The sequence below is a fragment of the Intestinimonas sp. UBA1698 genome (genome assembly GCF_002320075.1).
GTDB lineage: Bacteria > Bacillota > Clostridia > Oscillospirales > Oscillospiraceae > Intestinimonas > Intestinimonas massiliensis.
In genome coordinates, this window is the sequence record NZ_DCJO01000013.1 from 135,048 (window position 1) to 146,448 (window position 11,401).

Annotated in this window: 12 protein-coding genes; 3 read left to right on the forward strand and 9 right to left on the reverse strand. The window is 58.9% G+C overall.

The window, feature by feature from the left end:
* Window position 1: 1 nt before the first annotated feature.
* Window positions 2-2,134 (reverse strand): efflux RND transporter permease subunit, encoded by a 2,133-nt coding sequence (locus tag B3H64_RS03230; protein WP_050617899.1) that lies wholly within the window; start codon window positions 2,132-2,134, stop codon window positions 2-4.
* Window positions 2,135-2,368: 234 nt separating this feature from the next.
* On the opposite strand from B3H64_RS03230, the gene B3H64_RS03235 reads away from it, so the two are divergent.
* Both B3H64_RS03235 and B3H64_RS03240 read left to right on the forward strand, forming a co-directional pair.
* Window positions 2,369-3,082, forward strand: coding sequence for a response regulator transcription factor (locus B3H64_RS03235; protein WP_050617900.1), 714 nt, complete (start codon window positions 2,369-2,371; stop codon window positions 3,080-3,082).
* A 1-nt stretch (window position 3,083) separates the two neighbouring features.
* Window positions 3,084-4,430 carry a HAMP domain-containing sensor histidine kinase gene (locus B3H64_RS03240; protein ID WP_050617901.1) on the forward strand — a complete coding sequence of 449 codons (1,347 nt, stop codon included), beginning with the start codon at window positions 3,084-3,086 and terminating at the stop codon, window positions 4,428-4,430.
* Between the two features lie 56 nt (window positions 4,431-4,486).
* On the opposite strand, the gene B3H64_RS03245 is transcribed toward B3H64_RS03240, so the two are convergent.
* From B3H64_RS03245 to B3H64_RS03260, 4 genes are all read right to left on the reverse strand, one after another.
* On the reverse strand, window positions 4,487-5,242 hold the full coding sequence (locus B3H64_RS03245; RefSeq protein WP_050617902.1) for a 4Fe-4S binding protein: 756 nt from the start codon (window positions 5,240-5,242) through the stop codon (window positions 4,487-4,489).
* A gap of 392 nt (window positions 5,243-5,634) precedes the next feature.
* The gene (locus B3H64_RS03250) at window positions 5,635-6,423 is read right to left on the reverse strand and encodes an inositol monophosphatase family protein (protein ID WP_286732891.1); all 789 of its coding nucleotides are present in this window, start codon (window positions 6,421-6,423) and stop codon (window positions 5,635-5,637) included.
* Window positions 6,424-6,448: 25 nt separating this feature from the next.
* A complete protein-coding gene (locus tag B3H64_RS03255) occupies window positions 6,449-7,579 on the reverse strand; it encodes a DUF4317 domain-containing protein (protein ID WP_050617904.1) in 1,131 nt (376 codons plus the stop codon).
* A 379-nt stretch (window positions 7,580-7,958) separates the two neighbouring features.
* On the reverse strand, window positions 7,959-8,366 hold the full coding sequence (locus tag B3H64_RS03260; protein WP_050617905.1) for a DUF5655 domain-containing protein: 408 nt from the start codon (window positions 8,364-8,366) through the stop codon (window positions 7,959-7,961).
* A gap of 316 nt (window positions 8,367-8,682) precedes the next feature.
* Here B3H64_RS03260 and B3H64_RS03265 point away from each other — a divergent pair, with 316 nt between their 5' ends.
* Entirely contained in the window at window positions 8,683-8,901 is a 219-nt protein-coding gene (locus tag B3H64_RS03265; RefSeq protein ID WP_050617906.1) for a hypothetical protein, read from the forward strand.
* 47 nt (window positions 8,902-8,948) lie between these two features.
* Here B3H64_RS03265 and B3H64_RS03270 read toward each other — a convergent pair whose 3' ends face one another.
* From B3H64_RS03270 to B3H64_RS03285, 4 genes are all read right to left on the reverse strand, one after another.
* A complete protein-coding gene (locus B3H64_RS03270; RefSeq protein ID WP_050617907.1) occupies window positions 8,949-9,347 on the reverse strand; it encodes a hypothetical protein in 399 nt (132 codons plus the stop codon).
* Between the two features lie 6 nt (window positions 9,348-9,353).
* Complete coding sequence (locus tag B3H64_RS03275; protein WP_050617908.1) at window positions 9,354-9,695, reverse strand: hypothetical protein; 342 nt, start codon at window positions 9,693-9,695, stop codon at window positions 9,354-9,356.
* Window positions 9,696-9,859: 164 nt separating this feature from the next.
* On the reverse strand, window positions 9,860-10,858 hold the full coding sequence (locus tag B3H64_RS03280; RefSeq protein ID WP_286732893.1) for a ParB N-terminal domain-containing protein: 999 nt from the start codon (window positions 10,856-10,858) through the stop codon (window positions 9,860-9,862).
* 161 nt (window positions 10,859-11,019) lie between these two features.
* Window positions 11,020-11,319 (reverse strand): transposase, encoded by a 300-nt coding sequence (locus B3H64_RS03285; protein WP_050617910.1) that lies wholly within the window; start codon window positions 11,317-11,319, stop codon window positions 11,020-11,022.
* Window positions 11,320-11,401 lie beyond the last annotated feature (82 nt).

The window sequence follows — 11,401 nt, forward strand, 5'->3', positions numbered from 1 at the left end:
TTCAGTGTTTTTCGGCGGCGGTGAGGGCGGCCTCGCCGGTTTTGGATGCTTTGGAGGCCTTGGACGGCTTGGCCTTCCGCCACCACAGGGTGGTTTTGGAGATGATGGGCTCAAAGACCACCAACACGGAGGGCAGGATGAACATGCTGATCAGGGCGGAGATGATGGCGCCCCGGGACAGCATCAGGCAGATGCTGCTGACGATGTCCATGGTAGAGATCAGCGCAACGCCCAGGGTGGAGCAGAAAAAGACCAGAGCGCTGGTGAGGATGGAGACGTCGGACGAAGCGGCGGCGATCTGGATGGCCTCCTTGCGGTCCCTCCCCTTTTGCAGCTCCTCCTGGAACCGTGTGGTCATCAGGATGGCGTAGTCCACCGTGGCGCCGAGCTGGACGCAGCCGATGACCGTGGGGGCCACGAAGGCGATCACCGTTCCGGTGAAGTAGGGGATGCCCTGATTGATGAAGATGGCCAGCTCGATGGTGGCCACCAGCAGGATGGGAACGGTGAGGGAGCGGAAGGTAAAGGCCACGATGATGAGAATGGCGAGGATGGACAGATAGCTGGTGATCCGGAAGTCGGAGTCGGACACGGTGATGAGGTCGTCGGTCATGGCGGCCTCGCCGGTGATATAGGCGCCGGGGTCGTAGGTGTGGAGCAGCTCGGTCAGCTCGGCGAGCTGCTGAGAGACCTCGTTCGAGGCGGTGACGTATTCGGAGTTGACCATCAGCATCTGATAGCCCTCCGCCTTGCACAGCTCCTTCACGTCGTCGGGGATGAAGAAGTCCGGGATGGTCCCGCTGATGAGCTTGTCGTAGGCCACCACGCTGGTGATGCCGGGGATGTCGTCGATGGCCTCCTCCAGCTCCTTCATTTTGGCCCGGCTCAGGTCGTCACGCATCACGATGAAGTGGGACGAGGCCATGTTGAACTCATCCTTGAGCTTGTCGGTGGCCACGATGGAGGGCATGTCCTGGGGCAGGGACTGGTCCAGCTTGTAGTAGACCTGCGTGTGGTTGTTGGAATAGACAGCGGGGAGGAACAGAACCAGGAAGAGCCCCACGAAGAAATGCCGGTGCCGGACCACGAAGGCGTTTAGCTTTTCGAAGTTGGGCTTGAGAGCCGGATGGCGGTATTTCCGGATGGCGCCGTCCATCTGCAGCAGGATGGAGGGCAGCACCAGTACCACGGTGGCCACGCCCAGCACCACGCCCTTGGCCATGACGATGCCCAGGTCCATGCCCAGGGTCAACCGCATGAAGCACAGGGCCAAAAAGCCCGCGATGGTGGTCAGGGAGCTGCCGGACAGGGACTTGAAGGCGGCCACGATGGAGGTGGCCATGGCGTCCCGCTTGTCCGCGTGGCGGGGGACCTCCTCCACATAGCGGTGGTAGAGGAAGATGGAGTAGTCCATGGTGACGCCCAGTTGCAGCACCGCCGCGATGGCCTGGGTGATGAAAGAGATCTCACCCTTGAAGAAGTTGGTGCCGAAGTTATAGATCACGGCCAGGCCGATGCTGCACATCAGGGCCACCGGCAGCGCCCAAGACTCCATCATCACGCACATGGCGATCATGGACAGGGCCACGGCCATCAGTACGTACAGCGGCATCTCCTGGGAAATCAGGTCCTTGGTGTCTTTGATAAAGACGGAGAAGCCGGCCAGAAAGCAGTTTTTGTTGCACAGGGAGCGGACCTGTTCGATGGATTTCATCGTGGCCTCCGAGGCGCCGGGCTGGTCGTACTGGACGATCATCATGGTGGCGTCGCCGGAGAAGAAGATGTCTCGGATGTCCGCGGGGATCATCTCCTGGGGGATCTGGATGCCCACCAGGCTGGACAGCCAGATGGCGTTGCTGACGCCGGGGACCTGCTCCACCTCTTTCTGGAGCTGGTTGGTGTACTCGGGGGGCATATCCTCCACGATCAGCATGGTGGTGGCCGCCATGTGGAAGGGCTCCTCCAGCAGAGCCTCCCCCTTGGCGGAATCCAGATCGTCGGGCAGATAGGACAGGATATCGTAGTTGATGCGGGTGGCAACGGCCCCCAGGATGCTGGGGATCAGAAGCAGGACCGCAATCGAAACCACTAGTTTTGGCTTCCGTGTCAGCGCGTGGGCAATTTTCTCAAGCAAAGCAGTCACCTTCCCAAATCGGATACCGGCGGCCGGGCCCGGCCGCCTTAAGGACCCCTCCATCTTAGTGTCGCGCCGTCCAAGAGTCAACAAAACCGGGCCGATCCTTATAATTCTTAATAAACGGACAGGCTTGACAGCCCGGGGGCAAGCAGCTACTCTAATCTTAATGATTCTTCATGGTTTGGCCTGGCCCGGCTGTGGTATCATCAGAGGGAAAGGAGGCGCGGCGGGATGCATGAGAAGATTCTTTTGGTAGACGACGACGTATCCATTCTTTTGCTGGTCTCCGACGTGCTGGAGGAGAAGGGCCTGGAGGTGACGGCCGTCCGCTCCGGGGAGGAAGCGCTCCGGCGTGTGGAGGAGGGGCGCTTCGACCTGATCTTGCTGGACATTATGATGAAGGGCCTCAGCGGGCTGGAGGTGTGCCGGCAGATCCGGGGACGGGTGGACTGCCCCATTCTGTTCCTCAGCGCCAAGGATTCGGTAAAGGATATCGTGAAGGGGCTGGACCTGGGGGCGGACGACTATCTGACCAAGCCCTTTGCCCTGGAGGAGCTGGCCGCCCGGGTGCAGGCCCATCTGCGGCGACAGGAGCGCTCCGCCCCAGGCCGGCCCGCCGGTGGCCCCATCCAGATCGGCGCCATTCGCCTGGACCCGGAAAAGCTGACGGTGACCAAGGCGGGGGCTCCGGTGGCCCTGTCCACCCGGGAGCTGGAGCTTTTGACCTATCTGATGCGCCACGCCGGGGAGACCCTGTCCCGGGACCGCATCTTCCACGACGTGTGGCGGACCGACTACGGCGACGTAGGCACCGTGGCCATCAACATCAAGAACCTGCGCAGCAAGCTGGACCCGGAGTGGCGCTACATCAAGACGGTGTGGGGCTCCGGCTACCGCTTCGTGACCCAGAGCGGGTTCGCGGAGGAAGAGGCGGAGAAGGGGTAACATGGAACAGAAAACGAAACGCGGGCGTTTTCCCGGCGCAGGCTGGCTGAGCGCCCATCTGTCCCGGAAGATGCTCCTGGCCCTGATAGCGTTGGCGGTGCTGAGCTGGGCCGTGATGTGCGGGTGCTTTCTGGCCTACCTGGGACGGTACGCCGGGAATACCTACGACCAGGTGCTCTCTGACGCGCAGGAGGACGCCCGGCAGGCCGCCGCCTTTTTGGAGGGCTGCGACGGAGATTTCCAGGCGCTGGAGCGCTATTTGTCCGAGCGGGACCTCTACGGTACGGTCCGGGGCGGTGGGGAGGAGCTTCTTTACGCCCGACTGCCGGAGGAGAGCCAGGCGGGCCTGGTGGCCGCCTCCGCCGTAGAGGTGGAGCTGACCGGCGGGCGGCGGGTGGAGCTGCTGCTGTGGGTGCGGGCCATGCAGCGCAACGAGCTGAGCCGCTCCCTACAGCGGGAGGCCTTGATTGGTCTGGCCGCCTTCAACGTCTGCGTGTTTCTGGTGGTGGCGGTCATCATGTACCTGGTGCTGGTGGACCCCATCGTCCGGCTGCGCAAGACCATGCGCTGCTACTCGGAAAGGGGAGAGCGGCCCGAGCGCAGCGAGCGGCAGGACGAGGTGGGCAAGCTGCAAAACGCCTTTGCCGATCTGGCGGGGGTGCTGGAGTGCAAGGAAAAGGCCGAGCACCAGCTCATTGCCTCCATCTCCCATGACATCAAGACCCCGCTGACCTCGGTGCTGGGCTATTCCGAGCGCCTGCACTCAGCGGACCTGCCCCCGGAAAAGCAGCGGCAGTACCTGGACCGGGTTTATGAGAAGGCCCTGCGCATCAAGTCCGTGGTGGATGAGTTCGACGATTACCTGGACGTGGGTTTGCGGGACACGGCCCCTATGCGGCTGATGACGGCGGAGGAGCTGTGCCGGCGGCTGCGGGAGGAGTACGAGGCCGAGCTCTCCGACGCCGGGGTGACGTTTCAGGTGGACTGCCGGTGTCCCCAGGAGCAGATCATCTGCAACTGGGAGCACATGCGCCGGTTTCTTGGAAATTTAATTGGGAACAGCTTTCAGCACGCGGAAAGCGACCATCTGGAGCTGCGGCTCCAGTGCCAAAAGGAGGAAGAGGAGCTGGTGCTGCTGTTTCAGGACAACGGCAGGGGTGTGGCGCCTGCGCTGCTCCAGCAGATTTTCGAGCCGCTGTATACCTCCGACCCGGGGCGGAAGGTCTCCGGCCTGGGACTGTCCATTTGCAAGAGCATCATCCGGGCCCACGGCGGCAGCATCAGCGCCGAAAATGTCCCCACCGGCGGGCTGCTCATCCGAGCTAGCCTGCCGTGCGTGAAGTTTTGAAGCCCAAAAGACGCCTCTTGCCCCGCGGGGCAAGAGGCGTCTTTTGGGCGTGCCGGTCACACGAACAGCTCGTTTTCCCGCCGGACGGTCCGGAGAGGGGCGAGGCGCTGGTCCACCATGGCCTGGGCCTTGGCCGGATAGGTCCGGGCGTGCTGAGGGCATCGGGCGATGCAGCGCATGCACAAAAAGCAGCGCTCCGGATCGGTGTGCTTCGGGTCGTCTGGGGAGATGGCCCGGGCGGGGCACTGGGCGGCGCACTGGCCACAGGCGGTGCAGGTCTCCGACACGGCGGGGACGGCCCGGGAGGGGGTCCACGCCCGGTAGGGACGGTTCCCGGGAACCGAAATATCGCCGCCGGAGGCCAGTTTGCGGAGGATGGCGGGGGCAAAGCCCAGAAGCTGCTCCCGGTCCGCCCCGTCGGGCCGCCCGGCGGCCACGGCCCGAGAGATGGAGTGCTCCGCTACCAGCGCGGCGGAGGCCACCACCCGGAAGCCCTGGGCCGTTACGCAGTCGTTCAGCTCCAGCAGGGCGTCATCAAAGGCACGGTTGCCATAGACGGCGGCGGTGACGGCCGGCGTACCTTCGCCGGTACAGTTTTTGAGCCGCTGCGTCATGAGGGGGGGCAGCCGGCCGCCGAAGACCGGCCCGGCAAAGAGGACCGCGTCCTGCGGGCCGAAGGCCCGGCCCGTCGATGTGGGGAGAGTGAGGTCCAGCTCTTCGATGCGCTCGGCCAGCCCCTCCGCCAGCAGCAGAGCTGCCCTGCGGGTGCCGCCGGTGGGGCTGAAGTGGACAACAGTGAGATGCTTTTGCACAAAAACGACCCCTTTCGTGATGGGAAGTGTAAGGACAGTATAACACTCCGGGGCCGGGGGTGCAACCTGCTGAGCGATCAGACCTCTCCGGCGGCCCCGGCTGCCGATCCAGGTGCCGATCAGGTGCCGATGACGGTCAGGAAGGTGGACATGAGAGAGACGGTGCACAGGACGTTGACCACGATGTGGGCGCGGAAGCGTTCCGTCATGCGTGGGGGCGCAAGACAAAAAATCAGCGCGAGATCCGTGCATTGATCTCGCGCTGAACCATTCTACGCGCCCATATGAACGGCTTTTACTTGATCGGACCGGGGGCCAAAATGCAAAGGCTATTTTGTATGGGAAAAACTATGGTTCAAGCGCGCGTTCGGTCCATTTTGGTAAAAACAGGTTCAGAGTCCCTGAATGACGGCCAGAAGCTCCGGGCCGATGGGGCCGTTGGAGGCCACCACAGCTCCGCCGCGGGACAGAGAGAGGGGCGTTCCCTCCGGGGTGGAGACTGTCCCACCGGCCTCCTGTACCAGCAACATGCCGGCAGCGTAGTCCCAGGGCTTCAGGCCGCCCTCCACGAAGCCGTCCACCCGCCCGGCGGCCACATAGCACAGGGCGATGGAGGCTGCACCGATGCGCCGGATGTCGTGACTGCGGTCATAGACGGCCTGCATCCAGCGGAAGGTGCGGTCGGCGCCGGGGCGGTCGCTGGGGTTGGTCCCCACGTCCACCAGGCTTTCAGCCAGGGTTTGGGCGCCGCTGGTGCGGATGGGCGCGCCGTTGCAGCGGGCGCCTTTGCCTTGTACGGCGGTGAACAGCTCGTCGGCATAGGGGTCGTAGACCAGACCCAGGACCACCCGACCCCTGTCGGACAGGGCCAGCGAGACCGCGCTGTGCCGATAGCCGTGAATCAGGTTGGTGGTACCGTCCACCGGGTCCAGAATCCAGACCGGGCGGCGGAAATCCACCCCGACGTTGTCCTGTTCCTCCCCCATGAACTGCACCTCCGGGGCCAGCTCAGCCAGGCGGGCCTTCAGAAGGGCCTGGACGGATACGTCTACGCTGGTGACGAAATCCGTCGGGCCCTTTTGGCGGATTTGTCCGGCCATGGCCCGGTCGTCAAACAGGCGTCCGGCCTGCCGCACGGCCTCGGACAGCGGCCCAAGCAGGGCTTCTCGGTTCTGAATCATCAAAATGTCCCCTTTCAAAGAGCAGTCAGGAGATGTGTACGTTGACGCCGTTGACCTCCACGCCGTCGTCGGCCCGGATCAGGATGTACCGCTTCCCGTCGATGACACGGGTTTCCACCAGGTCGCTGTGCTCCGGATTCACGTGGATGGTCACATCCGGGGTGCGGAGCTCAAGCTGCTTGGCGTCCACCAGGTTCCGGGGGCTCAGGTCGGTGTCGGCGCCGAAGGCGGCGTCGTACTGCTGGTCAAAGGTAGCCACATGGGAATCGGCCACGCCGCAGGATTTGAGCATACACTTCACCGTCCCCTTGGAGATGACCAGCGGTTCGGTCTCCCTGCCCGCCTTGTGCTCCTCGATCATACCGCAGAGCTGCTCGTGGACGGCCTGGACCACCTCATACCGGCTGTCCTCGGCCAGGGTGTCCCCCAGGATGGACTGAAAAGTCTCCTTCTGGGCGGCGGCGGGCATGGGGACCGGGCTGCGGAACACGGCGTCCACGAATTCCGCATGGTTCTCCGCGATGTCCCGGGTGTAGTAGAGGGAGTTGTAGAGGTTGGTGCTGCGGTCGTCAAAGGCGGGGAAGAGAAAGCCCAGTTCCGGCGCGGACACGACCCAGTCGGTTCCCAGGGCATGGAACTGATTTTCATGGACGTGGTAGCTCAGGGCGGGTTTGGTCAGCTTCACCGGACAGATGCTGCACAGGATGTAGGAGTAGACCTCCGATGAGGCGTCGGCCTGGGTCTCGCCGTCTCTGGAGCGGTAGGGCACGTCATAGGCGTCGTGAGCCAGCAGGATGAGGTAGTTGCCCTCTAGGGCCAGGCCCTGAATGACGCGCCGGAAGAACTCTCCCACAGCGGCCTCGTCCTTCAGTGCGGAGCCCCGCAGGGCCATGAGGAGCCGGTGCTCGTCGCTGTCCACCACCTGCTGAGTGGTGAAGGAGAGGTCGATGAGGTGTTTGCCGGGGGTGCCGGACAGGGTGCGCTTGAGAATGGCCAGGAATTTTTCCGACTCCTCCTGGGACATGAGGGCCAGGGACGGATCAAACTCAGAGACGATCTCCCGCTTTTCGTTGACGTAGCAGCCCCGTACATGGGTGATGTTGTTCTTATCCGGCCGGAAACGCCGGCGGATTTCTGCGATTTCTTTCTCGTTCATAGCTGCCTCTTTCTTCTCGGACGGAGTGCCGTCCGGCTGGAATGGATTGGCCGGAAGACCGCTTTGGGCGGTCTCCCGGCCCTCCATTATAAAACAAAGCCCGGTCGGTGGAAAGAGGCAATGGATCCCCGAGCTCCGGAGACAGATCTGTCAATCCCTGCCGACTGCCCCGCTGCGGCGATGTCCCCTCAGGAGCAGTGGGCACGTGCTGCCCCGGCGACCGTGTCCTTATCCGTCCATTGATTGAGGACCTCTGTGCTGGCAGCCGACTCTGTCCGATCAAAATCCCCACACAGGGACCCATCTTGTGGGCCTCCAGCAGGTCTGCCGCTGCCTGCATTCTCTGCACCACGGCAGTAGGGGCGGCGGAACGCAGGCCTTATGAGGGGTGCCTTCCTTTTTGTTCTGCAAATACATAAGCCTCCCTCAGCCAGCCCAGCAGTTCGGCATCAAGCTGCCCCTCCTGATCCACCACCACATGGTGTGTCCAGCGGTTGGGGTACGGTTCTGTAGCCACGGCGATACGGGGCGCGGACAGCCGGTGGGACAGCCCGAAGGTGACAAGCAGGCAGTGCTCCGGCCAACTCTTCCGGCGGCGCACTGGAAGCGATACGGCGGCAAAGAGGTGTCTGGCATAAAAGCTGATCTGGCTTTTTTGCACCTTGACAGAGGTATCCGGGAACACCGCGTCTAGCTGTTGTAACAGCGCCTCATACAGCGAGTGCTCCAAAGGCTTGCCGTCAAAGAAAAACAGAACGTCAGCTTCATAATGCGCAGGCGTTAACATAGCGTTTACCTCCAAACAAAGGTGATTCTATCATACCATGCCTTTGACCGCTTGAAAAGCAAAGAAAACCTTGCAGTAAACACTGCAAGGCTCTTTGTGGTGGAGATAAGCGGGATCGAACCGCTGACCTCTTGAATGCCATTCAAGCGCTCTCCCGGTTAGATCGGTTACATACCCCTCTAAATCGGGCCAATAGAGCGTTCAATACGCGGGACACCCCACCAAAAGCCGACAAACCCATAGGCTTCATTGATGCCGCAATCCCCTTTCCACATGGTATAATTTCCTTGTTCCATAGCGAAAGGGGGTGTTGAGTATGGAGAAAGAATATATAGCTGGTGAGCTGCAAAGATATGAGATCGGCAATCGCGTTTTTATCGTGGAGCCCCGTTATGATAAAAACGGTGAAAGTATGTCGGACATCCTGTTAAAGCTGATGATGGCCGATGTCGATGAAAAATGTGGAACGAAGGCCACCGCGAAAAAATCTAATCTAAAATTTAATCCAAGTTGTCAAGCAAGGTTTTTATTTTAAATCAATTTCATATTGAACTTAACGCCGCCCGAGCCGGGCGGCGTTTCTTATGACTGGACTTTCCTGTCCATATATTTCCGCAAATAAAAATTCCATGCAGCAGAGCAAAATGCTACCTCAACAATGCACGCAAACAAACACCTAATAAAATATGCAAGAATATGAGTCAGAACGGGCATTAAGACCATGTTCTCCGTAAGCCGCAACGCAATGTTTAAGCTGATCCCCACTATCGGAGTAAAACCAGTTAAAGCTACAAATGGAGCAGAAGCAATTAAAGCTATGGCTGTCATCTGAAATTCGGTACCAGCTTCATATAGGTCTAACTCGATATAGCGTTTTCGTATAAAGTTGTATATGCATTTACCAGCAAGCCATAGGGAAATCACAGACCACAGGATAGGAAACTGTGATTCCATGGCAGTAGAAAACAGATAGTCAAACATAAATCATCACTTCTTTTTGTTGCTCCAATGAAGCAGATAAACTAAATACATCATAATCAACGCCAATCCAACGGCAAACGCTGAAACAGCAAATATCTTTGTCTGGAGATAGCATTGATAATTTTCGGTTACATACGGGGAGAGACTCAAGGGATAGACAATATTTACCGCAGAGAAGAGCGCAAACAAGGCTAATCCCTGCTTCATTCCTTTCGGTTTTTTGAGCGCTTTGAGGCGAGTTTCCTGTTGCTTTCGTTGCAGCATCAAATAGGTGATTTTGTTGTCAGCAGAAATCACCTTTTCTTGAGTGTCAGCATACCATTTTCCCGTTTGAATAGGTGCATCCAATCCTCGGTGCAAAGCAGCAAGCGGAGATGACTTATCCTCTATATACTCACATATTTTTTTGCAGACAGCATATTCAAAGTCTTGCGTGAATACCTTTGCTGCCTCTCGGGAACACCATCTTCATTTTCTTCGTAGTTGTTCATAGTTTTCTTTATGATAGCGCGTTACTGAGAATGTGTTTTCTCGGCCCTACTCCAATAAGGCTGCAATACTTCTTTTTCAAGCCGCGGGCGCTCTGCTTCTTTGTAAGCGTCGTCAAGAGTACACCGATTAACTATGTATTCAATGTTCTCGCAGACAAAGTCCAACGCGTCATCCTCGTCAAGCTGCTCTTGCAGCATATCCACGAAGCCCGCAAGCTCACTGGCTTTTTGGCGGCGGTGGCCCGACACGATTTCATACCCGCCGTCCTCACGGGGACGGACGATAGCGGACTGGGTCACGCCCTTATCTCGGACGCTGGACACCATAGCCTTCATTTCCTCGTCATTACGGACTTGGAAGGGATGATTTTTGAAGGCGTGGAGCTCGGACAGCTTGATATAAACAATCTGCTCCTCTTTGCCCGGACGGGGAACCTCGGCAGAAGTCGCAGGCGTTTCAGTCTGAACGGGAGTCTTTACCTCGGGCGTACCCTTGGCAGGCTTGGGAGTTTTCTCCGCTTTGCCAGCGGGAACACTCTTTTCGGCTTTCTTAGTCTGGCCTGATTTTTGAGCGGCTTTGTCTTTCTTCGCTGGAGCCTCATTCTGTCTGGGAGCGGCAGTTTTTTCCTTGTCTGTCTTTGGCGGACGGCCCCAGCGTTTCGGGGGCTGGGCCTGTTCCTCCTGTTTCGGTCCGTTTTCCTTGGAGGGGACGGTAGAAGTCGCTTTTTCCGGGGCTTTCGCCTCCTGCTGGGCGGCAGCCCGTTCTGTGGCCTTCTTCTCGGCCATAATTTCAGAGAAATTGAAAACCGACACGCTGGCGGTTTTTTGCTCCTTGGGAGCGTCTGCGGCCTTGTCCTGTGAAGCTGTGGCCTCCTGCTCGGGAGCTTTAGACTTATCCGGGGCGGAAGCCTCGGAAGTAGGCTGCTCCTGCTTGGGAACCTGTGCGCCCGCTTCGGGCTGGGCAGGGGTAGAGCCCGGCCCGGTTGCGTCAGTTACGATTTTTGCTTTTTCATCGGCCATTCGCATTTCCTCCTTTTTATTTGATGGCATGAAAAAAGGCCTGACTTTTTGCAGTCAAGCCCCGCTTGTAGGGATACCTCCTTCCTCTGCCTATGAAAAAACCGCCCTGTGTCTCATTTGGGCGGTAATTTCAGTAGGTTGGCAGTCCATATTTGGTTGTTTTATTGTGTATCCCTTTGTCCGCCGACGCAAATATTTTTGGAGCCCGAAAAACTTTTGAGTACGAACTTGCTGCTTATCCGGAAAATATTCCTTAAGCAGGGAGGCATCAAGAGCATTTTAAACATACTGGCAGGGTCGATGGATGGGCGACCTGTTGCCGGATAATACGGCGCCAGAAGATCATAGATGAAGTCGAAGGATACCATCCGGTCGATTTTCCGCAGCAGGTGGTTTTCCGGGATTAATGACTCCATATCCACGAAAATCATTGCCATTTGTCTGCTTTGGTATCCCATCATGCAGCATCCCTCCCTATAATTATTGTACCATAGGAAGGGTTTATACGCCACTTTGTCAACAGGTCCCTTATTTTACCTTATC

What these genes read in the sequence shown, in the direction of transcription:
- B3H64_RS03235 (WP_050617900.1), top strand. Translation starts at nt 2,369, where the DNA reads ATGCATGAGAAGATTCTTTTGGTAGACGACGACGTATCCATTCTTTTG.
- B3H64_RS03240 (WP_050617901.1), top strand. Translation starts at nt 3,084, where the DNA reads ATGGAACAGAAAACGAAACGCGGGCGTTTTCCCGGCGCAGGCTGGCTG.
- B3H64_RS03250 (WP_286732891.1), bottom strand. Translation starts at nt 6,423, where the DNA reads ATGATTCAGAACCGAGAAGCCCTGCTTGGGCCGCTGTCCGAGGCCGTG.
- B3H64_RS03255 (WP_050617904.1), bottom strand. Translation starts at nt 7,579, where the DNA reads ATGAACGAGAAAGAAATCGCAGAAATCCGCCGGCGTTTCCGGCCGGAT.
- B3H64_RS03260 (WP_050617905.1), bottom strand. Translation starts at nt 8,366, where the DNA reads ATGTTAACGCCTGCGCATTATGAAGCTGACGTTCTGTTTTTCTTTGAC.
- B3H64_RS03265 (WP_050617906.1), top strand. Translation starts at nt 8,683, where the DNA reads ATGGAGAAAGAATATATAGCTGGTGAGCTGCAAAGATATGAGATCGGC.
- B3H64_RS03270 (WP_050617907.1), bottom strand. Translation starts at nt 9,347, where the DNA reads ATGTTTGACTATCTGTTTTCTACTGCCATGGAATCACAGTTTCCTATC.
- B3H64_RS03280 (WP_286732893.1), bottom strand. Translation starts at nt 10,858, where the DNA reads ATGGCCGATGAAAAAGCAAAAATCGTAACTGACGCAACCGGGCCGGGC.
- B3H64_RS03285 (WP_050617910.1), bottom strand. Translation starts at nt 11,319, where the DNA reads ATGATGGGATACCAAAGCAGACAAATGGCAATGATTTTCGTGGATATG.